Below are 24,728 nucleotides of genomic sequence, written 5' to 3'. Positions count from 1 at the left end.
GCAAAAGGCGCGTTTTACCGCTCCACCCCCTTCACCTTCCCCCACGCCCGCGCCGCGGTATACCCCAGATACCCCGTCCCAAAGAGCGCATAGAGCGGCTCGGGCAAGGCATTGAAATAAGCCCGCATGGCCCGGATGATCCCTGCCGCCACATCGGGCCGCACCCCGCCGATCAGCCCCAGCGGCACCGACCACAGCAGCAACCCGTACATCACATAGAGAAAGGCCGGCCGCGCCCGCAGCGTCCATCGGTCTCCCGCGATTCGCCTCGTCATGGGAATGTCTCCCTTTAACCGATCCGGTTCGCCAGCCAGCCATAGAGAAAGGCTTCATTGGCCGGTCGCTTCTCCGCGAGCGCCATGTAACGCTCCCCCTGCAACGCTTCGAGCGCGACGATCAGCACCTTCTCCCCCGCCTTGCCGCGCAGCTTCAGAAACGCCCCCAGCGCCGCGAGGGTCTTTGCGCCGACCGACTGATCGACCTTTAGGTCGGGATAGTCCGCTTCATTGCGGTTGAGCGCGTTCAACGCGCGCTGGAGAAAGCCGCCGGCCATTCCTGGCCCCATATTTACTGCCGTATCGAAAAGTTCCGCGGCGACTTTGGGCGCCAGTTCCGCGACAAAGGCGAAACCTGGCTTCTCCCAATAAAGCCGCCGATAGATCGCCTCCGCCACGCCGCGGGGCAAGGCGCGCATATCGCCCATAAACCCATTGGCCCGCGCCACCGCCTGGGTGATCCCGAAATTGGTAGGTCCGCCGCGATCCGCCGGATGGTTGCCATAAGCCCCCTCCCGCGCGATCACCTCATCGATCAGAGCCGAAATATCCATGAAACCCGCCCTCCTGTTGCAGAAAGGCGGATTATTTATCCCATTTGGTTCGTTGTAGGACAGCAAAAAAGCGCCGGCCGGCGCAAACGGGAATTTAAGATGGAGGAGGTTGGCAAGGCGTCTGACGCCTTAATCGTCTATTTGGTCGGGACGAGAGGATTCGAACCTCCGACCCCCACACCCCCAGTGTGATGCGCTACCAGGCTGCGCTACGTCCCGACCGGAGCGGCGCAATTAGAAGCAGTTTGGGGAATATGCAAGGGATTCGATGAAGGCTTTTTGCCCTTTCGTCGGAAACCCTAATCATGTTGCCTCAGCGGCCTCATCTGTGTTAGCCGCGCGCCTTTGATCTGTGGGCGTTTATCCTGCGTCCGCAACTGGACAAGACAAAAAGGCGAAAGTCCCAAGCATGTTTATATCTCCAGCCTTTGCCCAGACTGCGGGCGGGGAATCGTCCGGCGCCTCCATGCTGGTTCAGATGGCCCCGCTGGTCCTGATCTTCGTCGTCTTCTATTTCCTGCTGATCCGTCCGCAGCAAAAGAAGATGAAGGACCATAAGGCCAAGATCGACGCCGTGAAAAAGGGCGATCAGGTCGTGACCGGCGGCGGTCTGATCGGGAAGGTGGTTCGTGTCGACGAATTCTACGTCGATGTCGAACTGGCGCCGAACATGAAGGTCAAGGCGGTGAAGTCCACCCTGACCGACGTGATCGACCCCGCCACCGCCAAGCCCGCGAACGACTGAGTCCCGCGCATGCTGAATTTCCCCCGCTGGGCGGTCGTCGCGATCCTCCTGCCGCTGCTGATCGGCATAACCTGCGCCGTGCCGAGCTTCCTGCCGGATACAGTGGTCGGGCAACTGCCCAAATTCATGCAGACCCGCGTGAATCTGGGCCTCGACCTGTCGGGCGGCAGCCATTTGCTGCTCGAAGCCTCGACCCAGGATGTCGCCAAGCAGCGCATCGCCAATATGGAGGAGCAGGTTCGCACGGAACTGCGCCGGGGCGATACCAAGATCGCGATCGGGGATATTTCGAGCCGCGACGGCAAGCTCAGCTTCATGGTCCGCAATCCGTCGGAAGTCGATGCCGCCGTCGAGCGCATCCGGCCGCTGACGCAAGGCGCGGGCCTGACCGGCCAGCGCGATTTCAATGTCGAGGTGGTGAACAGCTCCACCATCACCATCACGCCGACCCAGGCGGGCATCGACAATGCGGTGAAGGGCGCGATGGAAGTCGCGACCGAGGTCATCCGCAAGCGCATCGACGAAATGGGCACGCGTGAACCGACCATTCAGCAGCAGGGCGACAACCGCATCGTCGTGCAGGTGCCGGGCCTTCAGAATCCCAAGGCGCTGAAGGATCTGCTCGGTCAGACCGCCAAGCTGGAATTCAAGCTGGTCGACGTCAACGCCAATCCCGCCGAAGTCGCGCAGGGCCGTGCGCCGGTGGGCAGCGAAGTGCTGCCCTATCCGGCCAATCCGTCCGGGTCGCCGGTGATCGCGGTCCATCGCCAGGTGATGGTGTCCGGCGAGGACCTGACCGACGCGCAGCAGGGATTCAGCCCGCAGGGCAATGAGCCGATCGTCAACATCCGCTTCAACGGTGCAGGCGGACGGAAATTCGGCCAGGTGACGTCGCAGAATGTCAACCGGCCCTTCGCCATCATCCTCGACGGCAAGGTGTTGTCGGCGCCGAACATCAACGAACCGATTCTGGGCGGCAGCGCGCAGATCAGCGGCAGCTTCACCGTGGAAAGCGCCAACCAGCTCGCCATCGCGCTGCGTTCGGGCAAGCTGCCCGTCGCGCTGACCGTGGTGGAAGAACGCACCGTCGGCCCGCAGCTCGGCGCGGACTCGATCAAGGCGGGCCTGCTCGCCTCGGTGATCGCGGTCGCGGCGGTCGCTATGTTCATGTTCGCCAGCTATGGCCGGTTCGGCATGTATGCGAACCTCGCCGTCGCCATCAACGTGCTGGTGATCCTGGGCGTGATGGGGATACTCGGCGCGACGCTGACCCTACCCGGCATTGCCGGTTTCGTGCTGACCATTGGCACCGCGGTCGACGCCAACGTGCTGATCTACGAACGCATCCGCGAGGAGCGTCGCCGTGGCCGGAACGTCGTGCAAGCGATCGAACATGGCTATAAGGAAGCCAGCCGCACCATTTTCGAAGCGAACGTGACCCACGCCATTGCCGGCGGCATCATGCTCGCTCTGGGGTCGGGGCCGGTCAAGGGCTTCGCGATCGTGCTGCTGATCGGCATCGCGACCAGCGTGTTCACCGCCGTCACCTTCACGCGCCTGCTGGTGTCGCACTGGGTCCGCGCCAAGCGCCCGACCGAGATTCATATATGATCGGCGCGTTCACCTCATTTCCGTTCGCCCTGAGCTTGTCGAAGGGCCTGGCTGAGCCGCAGGCGAAGCCACTTCGCTTCGCTCTGTGCCGGGCTTCGACTTCGCTCAGCCCGAACGGGTTAGGGTAATCTTATGAAACTGCTTAAGCTCGTCCCCGACAACACCAATATCGGCTTCGTGAAGCTGCGCCACTGGGCCTTTGGCCTGACGGCGCTGCTGACGGTGCTGGCGGTCGGCGCGACCTTCTACAAGGGGCTCAATCTGGGCGTCGATTTCGTCGGCGGCCTGATGATCGAGGCGAAGTTCCAGCAGCCGCCGCAGACCGACAAGGTGCGCCAGGTGGTCGACCGTCTGGGCGTGGGCGATGGCTCGCTCCAGCAATTTGGCGATCCCCGAACGGTGCAGATCCGCCTGCCGCTCCCCGAACAGGGCGGCGCGGGCGCGGCCAACGCCATCGTCGAAAAGGCGCGCAAGGCGATGACCGCGGAATTTCCCGGCGTCACCTTCTCCCGCTACGACACGGTGTCGGGCAAGGTGTCGGGCGAACTGATCCAGAACGGCGTGCTGGCGGTGATGCTGGCGGTGATCGGCATCGCGATCTTCTCCTGGTTCCGCTATGAATGGCAGTTCGGCATCTCGACCTTCGTCGCGATCATGCACGACGTGCTGATGACGCTGGGCTTCTTCGCCATCACGCAACTGGAATTCGACCTCAACATCGTGGCCGCCGTGCTGACGATCGTGGGCTATTCGATCAACGACAAGATGGTGATCGACGACCGCATCCGCGAAAATATGCGCAAATATCGCAAGATGGACATGAAGGCGCTGATCGACCTGTCGGTCAACGAAACGCTGCCGCGCACCGTCATGACCTCCGTCACCGTGCTGCTGGCGCTGGGCGCATTGCTGCTGCTGGGCGGCCATGTGCTGCGCGGCTTCACGGCGGCCATGATGCTGGGCATCATCGTCGGCACTTATTCGTCGGTCTATGTGTCCTCCTCGCTGCTCATCACGCTGGGCCTGTCGCCCGCGACGGCGGAGAAGAAGGCGGCGAAGACCAATATCGCCGCCCAGGCCGAGCGCATGGGGCCGCGTGATGATGGAGCGCGGTCCTGAACGGCAACCGGTCCGGGATCGAACTGCGCCGCGATGAATCGGGGCAGGGGCCGATCGTCACCGGCTTTCAGGGGCGGGGTTTCCGGGTCCGCGACGATGTCTTTCCCGATGGCCTGCTGCTCTCGCCAGTCCGGGCCTTGGCATGGCAGAGCGCGCCGGCCATCGACGCGTTGACGGTCGCTGATCTGGGCGATCTGTTTGATCTCGATCCATTGCCCGAATTTCTGCTGGTCGGCACTGGGCTGGGCTTGCGCCAGCCGCCGCGTCCCTTCGTGCGCGAACTGGAGGCCAGGGGCATCGGTGTCGAGGTGATGGACAGCCGCGCCGCCGCCCGCGCCTGGGGCGTGCTGCGCGCCGAGGAACGCTGGATCGTCGCGGCGCTGCTGCCGCTTATCTGAAGGGCCTTTCCGGGCCGCTTGCGCTTTGTTCTTCCTTTGCCTACTCTTGTCGCCAAGTTCCGGCGCTTTTCGGCGCTGGCGAAGAAGAAAAGAGATACGGCCATGGTGCAGCACAGCCGCCCATCGCCGCAGAGTTCCGGCCCAGCCGGCGGAATTTCGGGCAAAGGGGTCCGTTCCGGTCAGGGCAATGGGAGCAAGGCTGCGGCCCTCACTCCCCCGTCGAAACCGCGGGGCCTTTTGCCTCATCCGCTGCGTGGGCGCCGCTCTTATGCGGCCATCGACCTTGGCACCAACAATTGCCGCCTGCTGATCGCCAAGCCATCGGCGGACGGCTTCATCGTCGTTGACGCCTTTTCGCGAATCGTGCGGTTGGGGGAGGGGCTGGCGGCATCCGGCCGGATCAGCGACGAAGCCATTGAGCGTGCGATTTCAGCCCTGTCGGTGTGCGCTGACAAGCTGCGCCGCCGTCATGTCACTCTCGCCCGCTCGGTCGCGACGGAGGCGTGCCGCCGCGCCTCCAACGGGGCGGAATTCATCCAGCGCGTCTATCGCGAGACCGGCATCGCCCTCGACATCATCAGCGCGCAGGAAGAGGCGCGGCTGGCCGTGATGGGCTGCCATGCGCTGCTGGAACCGGGCAATGGGCCTGCGTTGATCTTCGATATTGGCGGCGGATCGACCGAGCTTGTGCTGGTGGATGCCAATCGCGAGGGCGCGCCGCACATCGTCGATTGGGTGAGCGCGCCCTGGGGCGTGGTCTCGCTGACCGAAAGCGAACCTTTCGACCATGCCGATCCGATGGACCGGCTGTCGGCCTATGGCCGGATGCGCGCGCGGGTGGCCGATGCTTTCGCGCCGCTGGCCCGTCGTCTGCCTTCTCCACAGGCCGATATTCGCTTGCTGGGCACGTCGGGCACGGTGACGACGCTCGCCAGCCTGCATCTCGACCTGCCGCGTTATGATCGGCAGGCGATCGACGGGTTGATCGTGCCCTCGACGTCGATGCGGGCGATTTCGGCGCGGCTGTCGTCCATGCCCTTGGTGGAGCGGCAGAAGCTGCCCTGCATCGGCACGGAGCGGGCCGATCTGGTCGTGGCGGGCTGCGCCATATTGGAATCCATCCTCGACATCTGGCCCGCTCAGCGATTGGGCGTGGCCGACCGGGGCATTCGTGAAGGCATATTGCGCGGCCTGATGGACCGCGACGGAGTGAAGATGTGAGAGGCACTGGTGCCGGCAAGGTGCGGGTCAAGACGGCGAAGGGGCGGACCGCGCAGTCCACCCGCTGGCTCGAACGGCAGTTGAACGATCCCTATGTCCGCCGCGCCAAGGCGGAAGGGTGGCGCAGCCGCGCCGCCTTCAAGCTGATCGAACTGGATGAGAAATTCCATTTCGTGAAGGGATCGCGGGCGGTGGTCGATCTGGGCGTGGCACCGGGCGGCTGGGCGCAGGTGGTGCGCAAGCTTTGCCCCAAGGCGAAGGTGGTGGGCATTGACCTGCTGCCGACCGATCCGATTCCGGGCGTGACCCTGTTCCAGATGGACTTCATGGACGACAGGGCGCCCGCCTTGTTGGCGGAGGCTTTGGGCGATGCGCCGGATCTGGTGATTTCCGACATGGCGGCCAATACGGTCGGGCATGCGGCGACGGACCATCTGCGCACCATGGGGCTGGTCGAGGCGGCGGCCATGTTCGCGGTGGAGAATCTGCGCAAGGGCGGCACTTTCGTCGCGAAGGTGTTCGCGGGCGGTACGGATGCTGATCTGCTGGCCATCCTCAAGAAGCATTTCACGACGATCAAGCATGCCAAGCCGCCTGCCAGCCGCAAGGGCAGCGTCGAATGGTATGTCGTCGCGCAGGGCTTCAAGGGGCGGCCTGAGCAGGGCTGATCGCGTCGGGTTGCGCGGGACTTCCATCTTCCAAAGCCAAGAGATTGAAATGCCACCGTGTTCCTGCGAAGGCACTGGAGCGAGACAGGTGGCTCGCGACAGCACAGTTCGGCCCTTGGAACTGGACTCCTGCGTTGGCTCCGCCGCCCTTCGGGTCGCAGGAGCGCGGTAGGGTGGTCCGGGGGAAGGCCGAACGGCGCGCAGGGGGATTTTGCTTTGGTTTCGACGGTATCGACGGTCGCCTATCTCGGGCTGGAGGCGCGCGGCGTGGAGGTGCAGTGCCAGCTTGTGCCCGGCCTGCCCAATTTCATCGTCGTCGGCCTGCCCGACAAGGCGGTCGCGGAAAGCCGTGAGCGGGTGCGCAACGCCATTGCCGCCATCGGCCTGTCGCTGCCGCCCAAGCGGATCACCGTGAACCTGTCGCCCGCCGATCTGCCCAAGGAAGGATCGCATTTCGACCTGCCGATCGCGTTGGCTTTGCTCGGCGCCATGGGCGTGATCGATGCCGAGACGCTGGCGGGTTATGTCGTCGTCGGGGAACTGGGGCTGGATGGCCGGATCGCGCCGACGCCGGGCGTGCTGCTCGCCGCGCTCCATGCCGGAGAGCGGGAATTGGGCCTCGTCTGCCCTGTGGCGCAGGGAGCGGAAGCCGCCTGGGCCGGGCAGGTGGAGGTCATCGCCGCGCCGGACCTGCTGACCATCCTCAACCATTTCAAGGGCACCGCCGCGCTGTCCCCGCCGCAGCCGGGCGAGGTGGAACCGCCGGTGCGGACCGCCGATCTCCGCCAGGTGAAGGGACAGGAGACGGCCAAGCGCGCGCTGGAGATCGCGGCGGCGGGCGGGCATAATCTGCTGATGATCGGGCCGCCAGGCGCGGGCAAATCGCTGATGGCGAGTTGCCTGCCGGGAATATTGCCTGAACTGACTCCGGGGGAGGCGCTGGAAACCTCCATGGTGGCGAGTGTCGCCGGGACGCTGGAGGGCGGGCGGATCAGCCGGGCGCGGCCCTTCCGCAATCCGCATCACAGCGCGTCGATGGCGGCGCTGGTCGGCGGCGGGCACAAGGCGCGGCCAGGCGAGGTCAGCATGGCGCATCTGGGCGTGCTGTTCCTCGACGAATTGCCGGAGTTCCAGCGGACCGTGCTGGATTCGCTGCGGCAGCCGTTGGAGTCGGGCGAAGTCACGGTGGCGCGCGCCAATGCGCATGTGACCTTTCCGGCGCGGGTGCAGTTGGTGGCGGCGATGAATCCGTGCCGCTGCGGGCATCTGGGCGATCCGGCGCTGGCTTGCTCAAGGGCGCCGCGTTGCGCGGCGGATTATCAGGCCAAGGTGTCGGGGCCTCTGCTGGACCGCATCGACCTGCATGTCGAGGTGCAGGCGGTGACGGCGGCGGACCTGGTATTGCCGCCGCCCGCCGAAGGATCGGCCGAGGTCGCGGCGCGGGTCGCGGCGGCCCGGTATGTGCAGACGCGGCGCTATGAGGGAACGCGCATACGCACCAATGCCGAGGTGGATGGCGAGCGGCTGGAGGATGTCGCGGGGCCGGATCAGGCGGGGCGCGAGCTGCTGGCGCAGGCGGCTGCGGCGATGAAGCTGTCGGCGCGGGGCTATACGCGGGTGCTGCGGGTGGCGCGGACCATTGCCGACCTTGCCGGGGCCGAGCGGGTCGGACGGGTGCATGTGGCGGAGGCGCTGAGCTATCGGCGGAGGGCGCCGGTGAATTGATTAGCTAGGGCCGGTGGGGTCTGGTCGGGGCAATTGTAGCCGTTAATCGATACGTGCTCCTGCGCAGGCAGGAGCCCAGTTCCGCCCTCAGTGGATCACCGCGACAAAGGAACTGGGCTCCTGCCTGCGCAGGAGCACGGCGTACCCAGACCGAACATCAAAAGCAGCTCTCCACTCAAACCGGCCTTTTGCCGTTCAAGCCGCGCTGTCGTTGGCGATCAGCTTGAGTTCACCCGCCGCGACCTGGCCGTTTTCCTTGTGGGTGAAGCGGCCCTCGATGCGGCTGCCCGGCGCGATCGAGATGCTCTCATAGATGACGTCGCCGGTGATGCGGGCGCTGCTTTCCACCACCAGCTCCTCCGCCGTGATCGACCCGTCGACCAGCCCGGCGAGCCGCGCGCTTTGCGCCACGACATGGCCGGCGATGCGGCTGTCCGGTCCTTGCACCAGGGCAGCGCAGCTTATGTCGCCCTCCACCGTGCCGTCGATATGCAGGTCGACGCTGGCGGTCAGGTTGCCACTGATCGTCACGTCGCCGCCGATCAGGGAGAAGGGGGTGTTCTTAGCCCCGGTTGCCGACATCTGCGAGGCGCGCCGTGGCGATTTGCTGGATTTGGAGAACATCTTTGCGAGCCTCGAGGAAGCGGCGGGGATTGATGGGATTGCCGTTCACGCGCACCTCGAAATGGAGATGCGGGCCGGTGGAGCGGCCGGTCGAGCCCATGCGGGCGATCTTCTCGCCGCGCGTGACGGACTGGCCGACGCGGGCATCGAAGCCGGACAAATGGGCATAGCGGGTCATCAGGCCGTTGCCGTGCGTGACCTCCACCACATTGCCGTAGCCGCTGCGCTGGCCGACGAAGCTGACCTTGCCCGACGCGGCGGCCAGGATCGGCTGGCCCATGCTGCCGGGGAAATCCAGGCCCGCGTGGAAGGCGGCATGGCCGTTGAACGGATCGCTGCGATAGCCGTAGCTGCTGCTGAGCATCGGCGTCGCGGTGGGCTTGCCTGAAGGGATGGTGAGCAGGCTGGCTTCCAGAAATTCCATGCGGGCCAGCGCCTTGGCCAGCTTTTCGAACTCGCCCGGCATCGCGTCCTGCCCTGCCCACGGGACGAAGGGACCGCCCTGGGCGCGGGCGGCCTTCCGCGCAAGGCTGTCGGGATTGAGGCCGAAGCTGCGGATCGCGGCGGCGGCCTGGTCGGCGCGCTGCTGGACCGCGCCGGTCAGCAGCGCGGCGAAGCGGCGCTGGCGGGCGTCGATCTTGAGCAGCGGGGCGGCTTCGGGGGCGGCGCTGATCTTGGCGTCGAGCTTGGGCGCGCCCTTGCTGGTCCGCGCATCGGGTTTGCCGACCACATCCGCGGCAGGGGAGGCATCCTCCTTGCCGAAATGGGTGCGGTAGAGATCGTCCATGAAATCCTGCCGCTCTTCCAGCTCATGGGCGAGCTGATCGACGGACTTGCGATAGGTCGCGACCTGGCTGGCGGTGCTGGCGACGGCCTTGCCCTGCGCGGTCAGGGCGGCGCGGTCCTGCTCCATCCTAGCGCCGCTGGCGGCCATGGACAGGGTGAGGCCCGCCCAGCCGATCAGCGCGGACGAGACAAGCCCGGCGGCGACAAGCTGCGCCTTGCGCGAAACGCGGATGAACTTCACCTGGCCGCCAGAGCGCAGGAAAATCTCCCGTTCCGGGCACAGCTTCGAACACTGGGCCGTCATCCTGGCCCAGAGGGCGGCTGCCCCCGTCTTGCTCTGTTGCGACAATTGCGACCCCGTGTGCTTTTTTAGTGAACAGGTCGCTAACAAAAGGAATCGAGTCGCGCGAATCCGGGAGAGCGGACTCGTGACGAGTCGAACGATGAACGGGATGAAACGTGGAACCTGCATTTCGGTTCCGCGCCGCGGAAAATTTTTCTAAGCCGGACCAAGGGCTTCTGTAACGGGGTTCCAATCCAGCATCTGTGGTACCTGGGAAGCCGGCACAGCCGCGCCGAAATGGAAGCCCTGGCCATAATGGCATCCGCCGGCGCGCAGATAGTCCAGTTGCCGCGGATTTTCGACGCCCTCCGCCACGGTGCGGATGCCCAGGCTGTAGGCGAGGTTGAGCACCGTGCGCACGATCGCCGCGTCGTCCGGGTCGGTCTCGACGTCGTGGATGAAGCGCCGGTCGATCTTGATGATGTCGATCGGAAACTGCTTGAGGTGCGAGAGCGAGGCGTAGCCGGTACCGAAATCGTCGAGCGCGATCGAGATTCCGGCGGCGCTCAGGCGATGAAGGCTGCGTTCCACCACTTCGGCGTTGCGGCCCAGGAAGACCGATTCCGTGACCTCCAGCTCGATCCGCTGCGGCGGCACGCCGGCCTTGGCCATCCCGTCCAACAGCCGGTCGGGAAAGCTGCCGTCATGCAGTTCGACGCCGGGCACGTTGATCGCGACATGGCCGAAATCCACATTCTGGTCCTGCCAGCGGCGGCAATCGGCCAGCACCTGGCCCAGCATGCGTTCGGTGATCACCCGGCCCAGTTCGGAATGTTCGAAGGCGGCGGCGATTTCGCCCGGCATGATGATCGATCCGTCGGGCCGGACGCAACGCAGCAACGCCTCGAAGCCGATGACCCGGCCGGTCGCCAGGTCGACCTTGGGCTGGTACCAGGGCGTGGGCGGGGCATGGACCAGCGCGTCGCGGGCGCGCTCCAGCATCCGCGCCTCGCGCTGCCAGCGTTCGAGCAGATGCGGTTCGAAGAGGCAGGCCCGCCCGCGACCGCCATTCTTCGCCTCGTAAAGCGCGATGTCGGCATGTTTCATAAGGTCGGCCATGTCGCCGGCATGCTCCGGGAACAGCGCGACGCCCATGGACACGCGGCAGTCTATGTCGCGCGTGCCATGGTTCAGCGGACGGTGGAGTCGGCAGATCATGCGCGAGAGGATGGCGTCAAGGTCCGCCGCGGTGCGCAGGCGGGTCAGCAGCACGGCGAATTCGTCGCCGCCCATGCGCGCCACCAGATCGCCGGGGCGCACGGCTTCGCGCAGGCGTTCGGCTACGGCGCTCAGCAGCGCGTCGCCGGCGTCATGGCCCGCGCTGTCGTTGATCCGCTTGAATTCGTCGACGTCGATCAGCACCACCGCCATCTGCCCGCCGGTGCGGCTGGTGGCGCCCGCCGCCTGGGTCAGCGTCGCCATGAAGTGGGAGCGGTTGGCAAGGCCGGTCAGCGCGTCGGTCATGGCCAGATGGGCGAGGTGGCGCTCGGCCTCCTTGCGGGCGGTGATGTCGACGATGCTGGAAAGGATGCAGTCCTCCCCTCCGATCGCGATCGGGCGGGACGACAGCAGGACGTCGTGCACGGCGTTGTCGCGGCAGACGATGCGGCATTCGTGATTGTCGACTTCCCGGCCGCTGGCGATGCGGTCGCGCAGGCTGTTCTGTGCGACCCCGTCTTCACCCAGCATGCGGACCCGCGAAAGGTCGCCTTCGGGGGCGAAACTGTTGGCGGCGGCATCGTTGAAGCGGACCAGGCTGCCGTCCGGGCGGGAGACGAGCAGGGGGATGGGGACGCTCATGAACATCCGCTCCAGCGTCTCGCTGTTGCTGGCGAGCGCGGCGCGGGCGTGCTGCGCGATCTGGCTGGCCGTCCATGCCTTGCGCTGCAGGCGGTTGGTGCGCGCGATCGCGATCCACATGCCGCAATGCAGGATCAGCACCGCCATGACCATGCCGGGCGCGGTCGGGGACAGCGGGGCAGGCGCCATATAGCCGATCAGCAGCGCCACCCCGCAGCCCAGGCCGCCGCCGACATTGCCGCGAAAGCTGGTGGGCACGACGAGGTAGAAGATCAGCGGCAGCATCACCAGCACGAAGATGGCGATGTCGCTGCGCGAGGAGACGAGGAAGGCGACGCCGATCGCAGTCGCCACCTGCCAGGCGAAGCAGATCCGCTCGACCGCGCGGAAATTCACCATATGGCGGCTGAAGGACAGGCAGGCGAGCGACCAGAGCAGGACGGCGACGCGGGCGGGAACCGCGACCCAGAAATGCGGCGTTCCGGCAAAGCGCCAGTCGCTGAAGAGGAACAGCGCGTTGAGGATCGCGGACAGCAGGAACAGCATGCGGGCATGGCGCTGCGACTCGGGCAGGCGGTCCGCCTGAAAAGCGGCCTCCATGTCCGGATCGCGGAATTCGCCGGTAATCGTCGAAAGCTGGGTCACATTCCGTCCACGCGCGCCTTCCCTGGCGACATCCGGAGGGAGGATAGATGGGCTGTCCTTATCAATTTCCTAATGGTGCCTTCACCATGCTGAAACGGACGCGAAGCAAGGGCTTTCGGCCTCGTCCTTGACCGGTGGGACCGGCATGGCTATAGGCGCGCCTGCCCAAAGGCCGGAATGGACGGATTCGTTCGCGCCGGATCCGGCTCTGGGGGCGTCAGAGCTGAACATTGCCGGTGCTCTTGCGGCTCCGGGCGGGTTTCCGCCGGAGCCTTTGCCGTTTGGGGACGATTCGTTCGATGCGGGTCGTTCCGGGCGGCAAGGAACGCGGGAATGCAGGTAAAGTAACTGAAAAAGGTGAAGGGCTTCATGCCAACAATCAACCAGCTGGTCCGCAAGGGCCGCGAGCTGCAGAAGACCAAGTCGAAGGTCCCTGCCATGGAAGCGAACCCGCAGAAGCGCGGCGTTTGCACCCGTGTTTACACGACGACCCCGAAGAAGCCGAACTCGGCTCTCCGTAAGGTGGCGAAGGTGCGTCTGGTCAACCAGCGCGAAGTCATCACCTACATTCCGGGTGAAGGCCACAACCTTCAGGAGCACAGCGTTGTGCTGATCCGCGGCGGCCGCGTACGCGACCTTCCCGGTGTGCGCTACCACGTGCTGCGCGGCGTTCTGGATACCCAGGGCGTCAAGGACCGTAAGCAGAGCCGTTCGAAGTACGGCGCGAAGCGTCCGAAGTAAGGGAGACTAAAGCATGTCACGTCGTCGTCGCCCCGAAAAGCGCGTTATCCTGCCCGATCCCAAGTTCGGTGATATCGTGCTGTCGAAGTTCATGAACAGCATCATGCAGGACGGCAAGAAGGCCGTCGCTGAGTCCATCGTTTACGGTGCGCTCGAAACTGTCGAGACGAAGTCCAAGAAGGACCCGATCGGCATGTTCCATGACGCGCTGAACAATGTGAAGCCCGGCATCGAAGTTCGCAGCCGCCGCGTCGGCGGTGCGACCTATCAGGTCCCCGTCGAAGTGCGCCCCGAGCGCGCCCAGGCGCTGGCCATCCGCTGGCTGATCACAGCGTCGCGCAACCGCAGCGAAACCACCATGGCCGCCCGCCTGTCGGGCGAGCTGCTGGACGCCGCCAACAACCGCGGCAATGCCGTGAAGAAGCGCGAAGACACGCACCGCATGGCGGAAGCGAACCGCGCCTTCTCGCACTATCGCTGGTAAGCATAGGGAACGGGCGTCCTTGGGCGCCCGTTTCTATCTGGCCATGCTCCGGGAAATCCGTCCGTTCGCCTTGGGTCTACCCATGGCGGACGGATTGGTTTAGGGGCCAGCCGCAAGACTCATCCCCTCACCGCCGGCGCGCCGGCAACGGAGAAGCATCATGGCCCGCAGCCATCCGCTCGAACGCTATCGCAATTTCGGTATCATGGCGCATATCGACGCCGGCAAGACCACCACGACCGAGCGTATTCTTTACTATACCGGCAAGTCCTACAAGATCGGTGAAGTCCATGACGGCGCCGCCACCATGGACTGGATGGAGCAGGAGCAGGAGCGTGGCATCACCATCACGTCGGCTGCGACCACCTGCATCTGGAACGACCACCGCCTGAACATCATCGACACCCCCGGCCACGTCGACTTCACGATCGAAGTCGAGCGTTCGCTGCGCGTGCTCGACGGCGCGGTCGCCGCGTTCGACGGCGTTGCCGGCGTGGAGCCGCAGTCGGAAACCGTGTGGCGCCAGGCGGACAAGTACAAGGTTCCGCGGATGTGCTTCATCAACAAGCTCGACCGCACCGGCGCCAATTTCTATTATTGCGTGCAGACGATCATCGATCGCCTGGGCGCGACCCCGGCCGTCCTCTATCTGCCCATCGGCGCAGAATCGGAGTTCAAGGGTCTGGTCGATCTGGTCGAGAACCGCGCCATCATCTGGAAGGATGAGAATCTGGGCGCCGAATTCTCCTATGAAGCGATCCCCGACGATCTGGCCGACAAGGCCGCCGAATATCGGGAAAAGCTGATCGAACTCGCCGTCGAACAGGACGACGAGGCGATGGAAGCCTATCTCGAAGGCAATCTGCCCGACACCGCGACGCTCAAGAAGCTGATCCGCAAGGGCACGCTCAACCAGTCGTTCGTGCCGGTCCTGTGCGGCTCGGCGTTCAAGAATAAGGGCGTGCAGCCTTTGCTCGACGCGGTCGTGGACTATCTGCCTTCGCCGCTCGACATTGAAGACGTGCAGGGCATCAATCCCGACACCGAACAGCCCGACAGCCGTGCGACCGCGGACGATGCGCCCTTCTCAGGCCTGGCGTTCAAGATCATGAACGATCCGTTCGTCGGTTCGTTGACCTTCCTGCGCGTCTATTCGGGCACCCTGACCAAGGGCACCTATCTGAACTCGGTCAAGGACAAGAAGGAAAAGATCGGCCGTATGCTCCTCATGCACGCGAACTCGCGTGAGGACATCGACGCCGCCTATGCCGGCGACATCGTCGCGCTGGCCGGTATGAAGGAAACCACTACCGGCGATACGCTGTGCGCCGAGCGCCAGCCGATCATCCTGGAGCGGATGGAATTCCCCGAGCCGGTGATCGAACTGTCGGTTGAACCCAAGACCAAGGCCGACCAGGAAAAGATGGGCGTCGCGCTCAACCGTCTGGCTGCCGAAGATCCGTCCTTCCGCGTCTCGACCGACCATGAGTCGGGCCAGACCATCATCAAGGGCATGGGCGAACTGCACCTCGAAATCCTGGTCGACCGCATGAAGCGCGAGTTCAAGGTCGAGGCGAATGTCGGCGCGCCGCAAGTCGCCTATCGCGAATATCTGAAGAAGCCGGTCGACATCGACTACACCCACAAGAAGCAGTCGGGCGGCACCGGTCAGTTCGGGCGCATCAAGGTGAAGCTGACGCCGGGCGAGCGCGGTGCGGGCATCATCTTCAAGGACGAGATCAAGGGCGGCAACATTCCGAAGGAATATATCCCCGCGATCGAGAAGGGCATGCGTGAGACGGCGGCGACCGGTTCGCTGATCGGCTTCCCGATCATCGACTTCGAAATCCTGCTGTATGACGGCGCGTATCACGACGTCGACTCGTCGGCGCTGGCGTTCGAAATCACCGGCCGCGCCGCGATGCGCGAAGCGGCGCAGAAGTCGGGCATCACCCTGCTTGAGCCAGTCATGAAGGTCGAGGTCGTCACCCCGGAAGAATATCTGGGCGACGTCATTGGGGACATGAACAGCCGTCGCGGTCAGATTCAGGGCACCGACAGCCGCGGCAACGCGCAGGTGGTCGAGGCGATGGTGCCGCTGGCCAACATGTTCGGTTATGTGAACTCGTTGCGGTCCTTCACCCAGGGTCGTGCGAATTACTCGATGATCTTCTCGCACTATGACGAAGTGCCGCAGAATGTGGCGGACGAAGTCAAGGCGAAGATGGCCTGATGATTTTTCTCTGGCCGGGCCGTGCGAACGGCTCGGTTAGGGGCTGGTAATCTGTGAATTTGCTGCTATGGACGCGCCTTCGCGAGGCGCGGCCGAGCGGTCAGACAAAAGCTGATTTGATTAGAAGGTAGGATAAAATGGCTAAGGCTAAGTTTGAGCGGACCAAGCCGCACTGCAACATCGGCACCATCGGTCACGTCGACCATGGCAAGACCTCGCTGACCGCAGCGATCACCAAGGTGCTCGCCGAAACCGGCGGCGCGACCTTCGTCGACTATGCCAATATCGACAAGGCGCCCGAAGAGCGCGAGCGCGGCATCACCATTTCGACCGCCCACGTCGAATATGAGACCGAAGCCCGTCACTACGCGCACGTCGACTGCCCGGGTCACGCCGACTACGTCAAGAACATGATCACCGGTGCGGCCCAGATGGACGGCGCCATCCTCGTCGTTTCGGCCACCGACGGTCCGATGCCGCAGACCCGCGAGCACATCCTGCTCGCCCGCCAGGTCGGCGTGCCGCAGCTCGTCGTGTTCATGAACAAGGTTGACCTCGTCGACGATCCGGAAATCCTCGAGCTGGTCGAGCTGGAAATCCGCGAACTGCTGTCGTCCTACGACTTCGACGGCGACAACATCCCCGTCATCCCCGGCTCGGCCGTGAAGGCGCTGGACGGCACGAACGATGAAATCGGCAAGCAGGCCGTTCTGAAGCTGATGGAAGCGGTCGACACCTTCATCCCGCAGCCGGAGCGTCCGATCGACAAGCCCTTCCTGATGCCGATCGAAGACGTGTTCTCGATCTCGGGCCGCGGCACCGTCGTGACCGGCCGTGTCGAAACCGGCATCGTCAAGGTTGGTGAAGAAGTCGAGATCGTCGGCATCAAGGACACCCGCAAGACCACCGTCACCGGCGTGGAAATGTTCCGCAAGCTGCTCGACGAAGGTCGCGCGGGCGACAATATCGGTGCACTGATCCGTGGCGTGGGCCGTGAAGAAGTCGAGCGCGGTCAGGTTCTGGCCAAGCCCGGCACCATCACCCCGCACACCGAGTTCGACGCGGAAGTCTACGTTCTGTCGAAGGAAGAAGGCGGCCGTCACACCCCGTTCTTCGCGAACTATCGTCCGCAGTTCTACTTCCGCACCACCGACGTGACCGGCGAAGTGATCCTGCCCGAAGGCACCGAGATGGTCATGCCCGGCGACAATGTGAAGCTCGGCGTCAAGCTGATCGCGCCTATCGCCATGGACCAGGGTCTGCGCTTCGCCATCCGCGAAGGCGGTCGTACCGTCGGTGCAGGGGTTGTCGGCACGATCTCGAAGTAATATAGGACCGCAGCGGCGCGAATCGCCTGATTCGCGCCGCTGAGTTTTTCGCCGCCCCGGATCGCCTTTCTCCGGCTCGACTGAGCTAGAAGGGCCAGAAACGGGGCGGTAAATTTTTGTTGGCGCATTTTCACAAGTCATCGGCTGCTCCGGCTGATTTTTGAAAATGCTCTGAGTTTTTGGCTCTTTCGCATCGGTACAGGAACAATGGACAGCAACATCCGCATTCGCCTCAAGGCGTTCGATCATCGCGTGCTTGATCAGGCGACCGGCGACATCGCCGACACCGCCCGCCGCACTGGCGCCCTTATCCGCGGTCCGATTCCCCTTCCGACGCGCATCGAAAAGTTCACGGTCAACCGTGGTCCGCACATCGACAAGAAGTCGCGCGAGCAGTTCGAAGTCCGCACGTACAAGCGTATGCTTGACATCGTGCAGCCGACGCCGCAGACGGTCGACGCGCTGATGAAGCTGGACCTGGCTGCCGGCGTGAACGTCGAAATCAAGTTGGCCTAAAGCCGACAAGTCCCTGCTCTCCGAAAGGCGGGCAGGGTATCGGGTATTTCGGGAAACCGGAAACTCAAACGACACAAGGGATACCGCACGGCCTTTCCGGTAAACCGGAACGGCTCGTGGTCCTGGTCCCCCGTCGCCTTTCCCTGGCGGGATCGGCATCCAACCCGGACGGGGTGATCTATTATTTGGGTTGGGCCGCGAAGGAGAGATCCTGAGCGGTTTTTTCGTTGGATACGCCCGCTGCTAAGGCGGGCCTCTATGGGAGTAATCAGTGATGCGCACAGGCGTGATCGCTAAGAAAGTCGGGATGACCCGTCTGTTCCAGGAGGACGGACGTCATATTCCCGTTACGGTTCTGGCCCTTGAGGGCAATCAGGTCGTGGCCCGCAAGGAAGTCGACCGTGACGGTTATGTCGCGGTTCAGCTCGGTGCGGGCGTCGCGAAGGTCAAGAATGTCGCCAAGCCGCAGCGCGGCCACTTCGCCAAGGCGGAAGTGGAGCCGAAGGCGCGTCTGGTCGAATTCCGTGTCGCCGAGGACGCGCTCCTCGATGTCGGCGCCGAGATCGCGGCCGATCATTTCATCGCCGGTCAGTTGGTCGATGTCGCCGGTCACACCCAGGGTAAGGGTTTTGCCGGCGCCATGAAGCGCTGGGGCTTCGGCGGTATGCGCGCCACCCACGGCGTGTCCATCAGCCACCGTGCCCATGGTTCGACCGGTAACCGTCAGGATCCGGGCCGCGTCTTCAAGAACAAGAAGATGGCGGGTCACATGGGTGATCGCGAGCGCACGCAGCAGAATCTCGAAATCGTCCGTACGGACGTCGAGCGTGGCCTGCTGTTCGTCAAGGGTTCGGTTCCGGGCGCCAAGGGCACCTGGCTGACCGTCAGCGACGCCGTCAAGGTGAAGCGCCCGGCCGACGCGCCTTATCCGGCGAGCCTGAAGCAGGCTGCCAACAGCAACAACGCTCCGGCCGAGACGCCCGCTGAAGAAGTGGCTGCTCCCGAAGCGACCGAAGGCCAGGAGGGCTAATCCATGAAGGTCAATGTACAGACCCTCGACGGCAGCAACGTCTCTGGGGCCGCCGCTGAAGTGGAGCTGAACGATGCCGTGTTCGGTATCGAGCCCCGCACCGACATTCTGCACCGCGTCGTCACCTGGCAGCTCGAAAAGCGCCGGGCTCCGACCCGCGCCACCCGTGAGCGTTCGGACGTTGCCCGCACCGGCAAGAAGTTCGGTCGCCAGAAGGGCGGCGGTACGGCTCGTCACGGCGATCGCCGCGCTCCCGTCTTCATCGGCGGTGGTAAGGCTCACGGCGCCCGCGCCCGCACCTTCGGTCACGACCTCAACAAGAAGGTTCGTGCGCTCGGCCTGAAGATGGCCCTGTCGTCGAAGGCGAAGAGCGGCTCGCTGATCGTTCTCGACAATCTCGATGTGGCGGAAGGCAAGACCAAGGCTCTGGTCGCGCACCTCGCCAAGCTGAACCTCAACAAGGCGCTGTTCATCGACGGCGACGCGGTGAATGTCAGCTTCGCGAAGGCTTCGGCCAACATCATCGGCGTGAACCTGCTGCCGGCCGTCGGCGCCAACGTTTACGACATCCTGAAGGCCGATTCGCTGGTGCTCACCCGCGCCGCGGTCGAAAAGCTGGAGGCCCGTTTCAATGGCTAAGAAAGAAGCCGCAACCGTGGACAACCGTCATTATGACGTCGTTGTCGCGCCGGTGATCACCGAGAAGTCGACGCTTCTCTCCGAGAACAACGCCGTGGTCTTCAAGGTCGCCAATGACGCGTCCAAGCCGGAGATCAAGGCCGCCGTCGAGGCGATCTGGGGCGTGAGCGTCAAGAGCGTGAACACGCTGGTCGCCAAGGGCAAGACCAAGAAGTGGAAGGGCAAGCCCTACACCCGCTCGGACGTGAAGAAGGCGATCGTTCGTCTGGCTGATGGCCAATCGATCGACATCACCGAAGGAGTGCGCTGACCATGGCGCTGAAGACATATAACCCGACGAGCCCGGCCCAGCGCGGCCTGATCCTCGTCGACCGCAGCGGCCTGCACAAAGGCAAGCCCGTCAAGGCGCTGACCGAAGGCAAGCGCAAGACCGGCGGCCGCAACAACAAGGGCCATGTGACCTCGCGCGGCATCGCCGGCGGTCACAAGCAGCGTTACCGCATCATCGACTTCAAGCGTCGCCTGTGGGACGTGGAAGGCACGGTCGAGCGTCTGGAATATGACCCCAACCGCACGGCCTTCATCGCGCTGGTCAACTATCCCGACGGCACCCAGGCCTATATCCTGGCGCCGCAGCGTCTGGCTCCCGGTGACAAGGTCATCGCGGGCAAGAAGACCGACGTGAAGCCGGGCAATGCGATGGAACTCGGCCAGATGCCGGTCGGCACCATCATCCACAATATCGAGATGAAGCCCGGCAAGGGTGGTCAGCTCTGCCGTTCGGCGGGCACCTATGCCCAGCTGGTCGGTCGCGATCGTGGCATGGTGATGGTCCGCCTGTCCTCTGGCGAGCAGCGCTATATCCGTTCGGACTGCATGGGCACCGTGGGTGCCGTGTCGAACCCGGACAATGCCAACACCAATCTCGCCAAGGCCGGCCGTAACCGCTGGCTCGGCAAGCGTCCGCTGACGCGCGGTGTGGCGAAGAACCCGGTCGATCACCCGCATGGCGGTGGTGAAGGCCGGACCTCGGGCGGCCGTCATCCGGTCACGCCCTGGGGCAAGCCGACCAAGGGTGCGCGCACCCGCCACAACAAGGCGACGGACAAGTTCATCATCCGTAGCCGCCACGCGAAGAAGAAGAGGTAAGCGAGATGGCTCGTTCCGTCTGGAAAGGTCCGTTCGTGGACCTCAGCCTTCTGAAGAAGGCGGAAACCGCGCAGGACGCCGGTGGCCGTTCGGGTCCGATCAAAACCTGGTCGCGCCGTTCCACCATCCTGCCGCAGTTCGTTGGCCTGACGTTCAACGTCTATAACGGCCGCAAGCATGTTCCGGTCTCCGTGAACGAGGAGATGGTGGGTCACAAGCTGGGTGAATTCGCCCCGACCCGCTACTTCCCCGGCCACGCCGCCGACAAGAAGGGCAAGCGCTGATGAGCAAGGAAAAGGCTCCCCGTCGCGTAGCCGACAATGAGGCGCTGGCCGTTGGCACGCAGATCCGTGGTTCGGCCCAGAAGCTGAACCTGGTCGCCACGCTCATCCGCGGCCGCAAGGTCGAGGACGCGCTGAACATCCTCGCCTTCTCGAAGAAGGCGATGGCGGTCGACGTGCGCAAGGTGCTGGCTTCGGCCATCGCCAATGCGGAAAACAACCACAATCTGGACGTCGACGCATTGGTCGTCGCGGAAGCATCGGTGGGCAAGAGCTTCACCCTGAAGCGCTTCCACGCCCGCGGCCGCGGCAAGTCGACCCGGATCCTGAAGCCCTTCAGCCGCGTGCGCATCGTCGTTCGCGAAGCAGCTGAAGAAGCGGAGGCGTAAGACTATGGGTCACAAGAGCAATCCGATCGGTCTGCGCCTGCAGATCAACCGTACCTGGGACAGCCGCTGGTTCGCGGAAGGCGCCGACTATGGCCGCCTGCTGCTGGAGGATCTGAAGATCCGCCAGTATATCATGAAGAACCTGCCGCAGGCCGCGATCTCCAAGGTCGTGATCGAGCGTCCCGCCAAGCTGTGCCGCGTGTCGATCTACGCTGCCCGTCCCGGTGTCATCATCGGCAAGAAGGGCGCGGACATTGAAAAGCTGCGCAAGAAGCTGGGCAGCCTGACCTCTTCGGACGTGTCGCTGAACATCGTCGAGATCCGCAAGCCGGAAATCGACTCCAAGCTCGTCGCGCAGGGCATTGCCGACCAGTTGGAGCGTCGCGTGGCGTTCCGCCGTGCGATGAAGCGCGCGGTGCAGTCGGCGCTGCGTCTGGGCGCGGAAGGCATCAAGATCACCTGCGGCGGCCGTCTGGGCGGCGCGGAGATCGCGCGCGTCGAATGGTATCGCGAAGGCCGCGTTCCGCTGCACACGCTGCGCGCGAACGTCGATTATGCCGAAGCCGAAGCGCATACCGCTTACGGTGTTTGCGGCATCAAGGTCTGGATCTTCAAGGGCGAAATCCTTGGTCACGATCCGATGGCTACCGACCGGCTGATGCTGGAGGCTCAGACCTCCGGCGTGCGCCCGGCGCGCTGAAGATAAGAAGGTAATAGCGTCATGCTGCAACCGAAAAAAATGAAGTTCCGCAAGACCTTCAAGGGCCGGATCAAGGGCGACGCCAAGGGCGGTTCGGCTCTGAACTTCGGCGCCTATGGTCTGAAGGCTCTGGAACCCGAGCGCGTCACCGCACGCCAGATCGAGGCGGCCCGCCGCGCGATCCAGCGCCACCTTCGCCGTCAGGGCCGTCTGTGGATCCGCGTGTTCCCCGACGTGCCGGTTTCCAAGAAGCCCGCCGAAGTCCGTCAGGGTAAGGGTAAGGGTTCGGTCGAATATTGGGCAGCTCGCGTCAAGCCGGGCCGCATCCTGTTCGAACTGGACGGCGTTCCCGGCCCGCTCGCAGCAGAGGCTTTCTCGCGCGCCGCGATGAAGCTGCCGATCAAGACGAAGGTTGTCGCTCGCCTCGGCGACACCTCCCACCTGGAGGGTTAATCCGTGGCGAATGTAGCTGATCTCAAGACCAAGTCGGACGACGAGCTGTCGACCGAACTGAACAACCTGAAGCGCGAGCAGTTCAACCTGCGTTTTCAGGCGGCCACCAACCAGCTCGAAAAGCCGAGCCGGGTGAAGGAAGTCCGCCGCTCGATCGCGCAGATCAAGACCCTTCAGTCCGAGCGTTCGCGCTCGGCTGCGAAGTAAGAAGGAAACACACGATGCCCAAGCGCGTGCTGACGGGAACGGTGGTTTCCGACAAGACCGACAAGACGGTGGTGGTTCGTGTAGAGCGCAAGGTGAAGCATGCGCTCTACGGCAAGATCATCCGCCGCTCGAAGAAGTACCATGCCCATGACGAGGGCAATGTCTACAAGGAAGGCGAAACGGTCCGCATCGAGGAGACCGCTCCGATTTCCAAGCTCAAGACCTGGAAGGTCATCGAGCGCGTGGACACCCATAAGTCGCCGGAGACGGCTGCTTAAGGGAGGCTCGCTGAGCCTTAGGTAAAAAATGCGGCGCGGGGCTGGCCTTTTCCTTTTGGAAAGGGTACAGGCCCGCGCTTCGCGTAGAGTCAAATGGCTCGCCTAGGGCTCTAGGCAACGAAATTCGGAACCGCCGGGAATTGCCCCGGTAGGCCAAATAAGAAGGAACCGGATCCATGATCCAGATGCAATCCAATCTTGACGTCGCTGACAACAGCGGCGCCAAGCGCGTCCAGTGCATCAAGGTGCTGGGCGGCTCGAAGCGTCGCTTCGCGAGCGTGGGCGACATCATCGTCGTCTCGATCAAGGAAGCTGCGCCTCGTGGCAAGGTGAAGAAGGGTGACGTGCACCGCGCCGTCATCGTGCGCACCGCCAAGGACGTGCGTCGCGCTGATGGCAGCGTGATTCGCTTCGACGGCAATGCCGCTGTGCTCATCAACAAGAACGAGGAGCCGATTGGCACCCGTATCTTTGGCCCGGTCGTTCGCGAACTGCGCGCCAAGAAGCACATGAAGATCATCTCGCTCGCCCCCGAGGTGCTGTAATGAGCGCTGCCAAGATCAAGAAGGGCGACAAGGTCGTCATCCTGGCCGGCAAGGACAAGGGCCGCACCGGCGCCGTCCTGCAGGTGCTGCCGAAGGCCGACAAGGTCCTCGTCGAAGGCATCAACGTGCATGCCAAGCATCGCAAGCCCGACCAGGCGAACCCGCAGGGTGGCATCGAGCGCAAGCCCGCGCCGCTCCACATTTCGAACGTCGCTGTCGCTGACAAGGATGGCAAGCCGACCCGCGTCCGTTTCGAGGATCGCGACGGCAAGAAGGTCCGCGTCGCCGTCAAGTCCGGTGAGGTGCTGTAATGAGCGACAAGTACACTCCGCGCTCGAAGGCGCAGTATGACGCCGAAATCGCCAAGGCGATGACCGAGAAGTTCGGTTACGAGAACGTCATGCAGGTTCCCAAGATCGAAAAGATCACGCTCAACATGGGCGTGGGCGAAGCGACCCAGGACAAGAAGAAGGTCACGCAGGCCGCCGAGGAAATGGAGCAGATCGCCGGTCAGAAGCCGGTCATCACCAAGGCTCGCAAGTCCATCGCGCAGTTCAAGCTGCGTGAAGGCATGCCGATCGGCGCCAAGGTCACGCTGCGCCGTGAGCGCATGTATGAATTCCTGGACCGCCTGATCAACATCGCGCTGCCCCGCGTGCGCGACTTCCGTGGCCTGAACCCCAAGAGCTTCGACGGTCGTGGCAACTATGCCTTCGGCATCAAGGAGCAGCTGATTTTCCCGGAAATCAGCTACGACAAGATCGACAAGGTTCGTGGCATGGACATCATCGTGACCACCACGGCGAAGACGGACGAGGAAGCGCGCGAACTGCTGCGCCTCTTCGGCTTCCCCTTCCCGATCGAAGAGAAGCAGGCGGCCTGAAACGGCCCCGCTTCTCTCCCAAACGCTTAAGCTAAGGAAGAGAACTTAAGTCATGGCGAAACTGAGTTCGATCAACAAGAACGAGCGCCGCAAGAAGCTGGTGAAGAAATATGCCGGCCGCTATGCGAAGCTCAAGGCGATCGCGAATGATACCGCGGCCGATGACAGCGATCGTCTGATCGCGCGTCTGAAGATGGCGGAGATCCCCCGCAACGGCAACCCGACCCGCGTTCGGAACCGCTGCGAGCTGACGGGGCGTCCCCGCGCTTATTACCGCAAATTCCGCCTCTGCCGCGTGCAGCTGCGTGATCTGGCCAACAAGGGCCTGATCCCCGGCGTCACCAAGTCGAGCTGGTAA

The 24,728-nt window shown here is 63.9% G+C and carries 31 protein-coding genes and 1 tRNA gene; 26 read left to right on the top strand and 6 right to left on the bottom strand.

Annotated features, from left to right (window positions below; genetic code table 11):
• Positions 1 to 14 precede the first annotated feature (14 nt).
• The 3 genes from HUK72_RS10635 to HUK72_RS10625 all read right to left on the bottom strand — a co-directional run bounded on the left by HUK72_RS10635 (position 15) and on the right by HUK72_RS10625 (position 1,048).
• Positions 15 to 275: a 3TM-type holin gene (locus HUK72_RS10635; protein ID WP_176596747.1), complete on the bottom strand. Its 261-nt coding sequence runs from the start codon at positions 273 to 275 to the stop codon at positions 15 to 17.
• A 14-nt stretch (positions 276 to 289) separates the two neighbouring features.
• Positions 290 to 829 carry a glycoside hydrolase family 108 protein gene (locus HUK72_RS10630; protein WP_176596746.1) on the bottom strand — a complete coding sequence of 180 codons (540 nt, stop codon included), beginning with the start codon at positions 827 to 829 and terminating at the stop codon, positions 290 to 292.
• A 142-nt stretch (positions 830 to 971) separates the two neighbouring features.
• A tRNA-Pro gene (locus HUK72_RS10625) sits at positions 972 to 1,048 on the bottom strand.
• Positions 1,049 to 1,238: 190 nt separating this feature from the next.
• Here HUK72_RS10625 and yajC point away from each other — a divergent pair.
• The 7 genes from yajC to HUK72_RS10590 all read left to right on the top strand — a co-directional run bounded on the left by yajC (position 1,239) and on the right by HUK72_RS10590 (position 8,316).
• Complete coding sequence (gene yajC / locus HUK72_RS10620; RefSeq protein WP_176596745.1) at positions 1,239 to 1,574, top strand: preprotein translocase subunit YajC; 336 nt, start codon at positions 1,239 to 1,241, stop codon at positions 1,572 to 1,574.
• Positions 1,575 to 1,583: 9 nt separating this feature from the next.
• Complete coding sequence (gene secD / locus HUK72_RS10615; protein WP_176596744.1) at positions 1,584 to 3,185, top strand: protein translocase subunit SecD; 1,602 nt, start codon at positions 1,584 to 1,586, stop codon at positions 3,183 to 3,185.
• 132 nt (positions 3,186 to 3,317) lie between these two features.
• A complete protein-coding gene (gene secF / locus HUK72_RS10610) occupies positions 3,318 to 4,304 on the top strand; it encodes a protein translocase subunit SecF (RefSeq protein WP_176596743.1) in 987 nt (328 codons plus the stop codon).
• Positions 4,305 to 4,417: 113 nt separating this feature from the next.
• Positions 4,418 to 4,702, top strand: coding sequence for an MTH938/NDUFAF3 family protein (locus HUK72_RS10605; protein ID WP_369805987.1), 285 nt, complete (start codon positions 4,418 to 4,420; stop codon positions 4,700 to 4,702).
• 102 nt (positions 4,703 to 4,804) lie between these two features.
• Positions 4,805 to 5,923 carry a Ppx/GppA phosphatase family protein gene (locus HUK72_RS10600; protein WP_176596742.1) on the top strand — a complete coding sequence of 373 codons (1,119 nt, stop codon included), beginning with the start codon at positions 4,805 to 4,807 and terminating at the stop codon, positions 5,921 to 5,923.
• On the top strand, positions 5,920 to 6,591 hold the full coding sequence (locus tag HUK72_RS10595; protein ID WP_176596741.1) for an RlmE family RNA methyltransferase: 672 nt from the start codon (positions 5,920 to 5,922) through the stop codon (positions 6,589 to 6,591). Before HUK72_RS10600 ends, HUK72_RS10595 begins: the two co-directional genes overlap by 4 nt.
• A 216-nt stretch (positions 6,592 to 6,807) precedes the next feature.
• Positions 6,808 to 8,316 carry a YifB family Mg chelatase-like AAA ATPase gene (locus HUK72_RS10590; RefSeq protein ID WP_176596740.1) on the top strand — a complete coding sequence of 503 codons (1,509 nt, stop codon included), beginning with the start codon at positions 6,808 to 6,810 and terminating at the stop codon, positions 8,314 to 8,316.
• Between the two features lie 195 nt (positions 8,317 to 8,511).
• Here HUK72_RS10590 and HUK72_RS10585 read toward each other — a convergent pair whose 3' ends face one another.
• From HUK72_RS10585 to HUK72_RS10575, 3 genes are all read right to left on the bottom strand, one after another.
• Positions 8,512 to 8,898: a polymer-forming cytoskeletal protein gene (locus HUK72_RS10585; RefSeq protein WP_176596739.1), complete on the bottom strand. Its 387-nt coding sequence runs from the start codon at positions 8,896 to 8,898 to the stop codon at positions 8,512 to 8,514.
• Entirely contained in the window at positions 8,879 to 10,075 is a 1,197-nt protein-coding gene (locus tag HUK72_RS10580; RefSeq protein WP_255325665.1) for a M23 family metallopeptidase, read from the bottom strand. The genes HUK72_RS10585 and HUK72_RS10580 overlap by 20 nt, the downstream gene beginning before the upstream one ends.
• Before the next feature lie 150 nt (positions 10,076 to 10,225).
• On the bottom strand, positions 10,226 to 12,514 hold the full coding sequence (locus HUK72_RS10575; RefSeq protein WP_176596738.1) for a bifunctional diguanylate cyclase/phosphodiesterase: 2,289 nt from the start codon (positions 12,512 to 12,514) through the stop codon (positions 10,226 to 10,228).
• 369 nt (positions 12,515 to 12,883) lie between these two features.
• Between HUK72_RS10575 and rpsL the strand changes: the two genes are divergently transcribed.
• From rpsL to rpsN, 19 genes are all read left to right on the top strand, one after another.
• Positions 12,884 to 13,255: a 30S ribosomal protein S12 gene (gene rpsL, locus HUK72_RS10570; protein WP_007686591.1), complete on the top strand. Its 372-nt coding sequence runs from the start codon at positions 12,884 to 12,886 to the stop codon at positions 13,253 to 13,255.
• Between the two features lie 13 nt (positions 13,256 to 13,268).
• The gene (gene rpsG, locus HUK72_RS10565) at positions 13,269 to 13,739 is read left to right on the top strand and encodes a 30S ribosomal protein S7 (RefSeq protein ID WP_066560556.1); all 471 of its coding nucleotides are present in this window, start codon (positions 13,269 to 13,271) and stop codon (positions 13,737 to 13,739) included.
• 160 nt (positions 13,740 to 13,899) lie between these two features.
• A complete protein-coding gene (fusA, locus tag HUK72_RS10560) occupies positions 13,900 to 15,972 on the top strand; it encodes an elongation factor G (RefSeq protein ID WP_176596737.1) in 2,073 nt (690 codons plus the stop codon).
• A gap of 137 nt (positions 15,973 to 16,109) precedes the next feature.
• Positions 16,110 to 17,300 carry an elongation factor Tu gene (gene tuf, locus HUK72_RS10555; protein WP_066560553.1) on the top strand — a complete coding sequence of 397 codons (1,191 nt, stop codon included), beginning with the start codon at positions 16,110 to 16,112 and terminating at the stop codon, positions 17,298 to 17,300.
• Between the two features lie 207 nt (positions 17,301 to 17,507).
• Positions 17,508 to 17,816, top strand: a complete 309-nt coding sequence (gene rpsJ / locus HUK72_RS10550; protein WP_007686587.1) for a 30S ribosomal protein S10 — start codon at positions 17,508 to 17,510, stop codon at positions 17,814 to 17,816.
• A 274-nt stretch (positions 17,817 to 18,090) separates the two neighbouring features.
• A complete protein-coding gene (gene rplC / locus HUK72_RS10545; RefSeq protein WP_176596736.1) occupies positions 18,091 to 18,846 on the top strand; it encodes a 50S ribosomal protein L3 in 756 nt (251 codons plus the stop codon).
• Between the two features lie 3 nt (positions 18,847 to 18,849).
• Complete coding sequence (gene rplD, locus HUK72_RS10540; protein WP_176596735.1) at positions 18,850 to 19,485, top strand: 50S ribosomal protein L4; 636 nt, start codon at positions 18,850 to 18,852, stop codon at positions 19,483 to 19,485.
• Positions 19,478 to 19,795 (top strand): 50S ribosomal protein L23, encoded by a 318-nt coding sequence (locus HUK72_RS10535; RefSeq protein ID WP_066560542.1) that lies wholly within the window; start codon positions 19,478 to 19,480, stop codon positions 19,793 to 19,795. The genes rplD and HUK72_RS10535 overlap by 8 nt, the downstream gene beginning before the upstream one ends.
• A gap of 2 nt (positions 19,796 to 19,797) precedes the next feature.
• Positions 19,798 to 20,634: a 50S ribosomal protein L2 gene (gene rplB / locus HUK72_RS10530; protein ID WP_066560540.1), complete on the top strand. Its 837-nt coding sequence runs from the start codon at positions 19,798 to 19,800 to the stop codon at positions 20,632 to 20,634.
• 5 nt (positions 20,635 to 20,639) lie between these two features.
• Complete coding sequence (rpsS, locus tag HUK72_RS10525; RefSeq protein ID WP_046761676.1) at positions 20,640 to 20,918, top strand: 30S ribosomal protein S19; 279 nt, start codon at positions 20,640 to 20,642, stop codon at positions 20,916 to 20,918.
• Positions 20,918 to 21,304 (top strand): 50S ribosomal protein L22, encoded by a 387-nt coding sequence (gene rplV / locus HUK72_RS10520; protein ID WP_013847761.1) that lies wholly within the window; start codon positions 20,918 to 20,920, stop codon positions 21,302 to 21,304. Before rpsS ends, rplV begins: the two co-directional genes overlap by 1 nt.
• Before the next feature lie 4 nt (positions 21,305 to 21,308).
• On the top strand, positions 21,309 to 22,004 hold the full coding sequence (gene rpsC, locus HUK72_RS10515; protein WP_021239758.1) for a 30S ribosomal protein S3: 696 nt from the start codon (positions 21,309 to 21,311) through the stop codon (positions 22,002 to 22,004).
• Between the two features lie 21 nt (positions 22,005 to 22,025).
• Positions 22,026 to 22,457, top strand: a complete 432-nt coding sequence (rplP, locus tag HUK72_RS10510; protein WP_007686573.1) for a 50S ribosomal protein L16 — start codon at positions 22,026 to 22,028, stop codon at positions 22,455 to 22,457.
• Between the two features lie 3 nt (positions 22,458 to 22,460).
• Positions 22,461 to 22,664 (top strand): 50S ribosomal protein L29, encoded by a 204-nt coding sequence (gene rpmC, locus HUK72_RS10505; RefSeq protein ID WP_100238022.1) that lies wholly within the window; start codon positions 22,461 to 22,463, stop codon positions 22,662 to 22,664.
• A 14-nt stretch (positions 22,665 to 22,678) separates the two neighbouring features.
• Positions 22,679 to 22,942, top strand: coding sequence for a 30S ribosomal protein S17 (rpsQ, locus tag HUK72_RS10500; RefSeq protein WP_006960320.1), 264 nt, complete (start codon positions 22,679 to 22,681; stop codon positions 22,940 to 22,942).
• Positions 22,943 to 23,118: 176 nt separating this feature from the next.
• A complete protein-coding gene (gene rplN, locus HUK72_RS10495) occupies positions 23,119 to 23,487 on the top strand; it encodes a 50S ribosomal protein L14 (RefSeq protein WP_007686569.1) in 369 nt (122 codons plus the stop codon).
• The gene (rplX, locus tag HUK72_RS10490; protein WP_046761674.1) at positions 23,487 to 23,798 is read left to right on the top strand and encodes a 50S ribosomal protein L24; all 312 of its coding nucleotides are present in this window, start codon (positions 23,487 to 23,489) and stop codon (positions 23,796 to 23,798) included. The genes rplN and rplX overlap by 1 nt, the downstream gene beginning before the upstream one ends.
• Entirely contained in the window at positions 23,798 to 24,370 is a 573-nt protein-coding gene (gene rplE, locus HUK72_RS10485) for a 50S ribosomal protein L5 (protein ID WP_176596734.1), read from the top strand. Before rplX ends, rplE begins: the two co-directional genes overlap by 1 nt.
• A 52-nt stretch (positions 24,371 to 24,422) precedes the next feature.
• The gene (gene rpsN / locus HUK72_RS10480) at positions 24,423 to 24,728 is read left to right on the top strand and encodes a 30S ribosomal protein S14 (RefSeq protein WP_007707881.1); all 306 of its coding nucleotides are present in this window, start codon (positions 24,423 to 24,425) and stop codon (positions 24,726 to 24,728) included.

The organism is Sphingobium sp. 15-1, assembly GCF_013375535.1.
Taxonomy (GTDB): domain Bacteria; phylum Pseudomonadota; class Alphaproteobacteria; order Sphingomonadales; family Sphingomonadaceae; genus Sphingobium; species Sphingobium aromaticivastans.
This window is presented reverse-complemented; position numbering and strand designations above follow the sequence as displayed.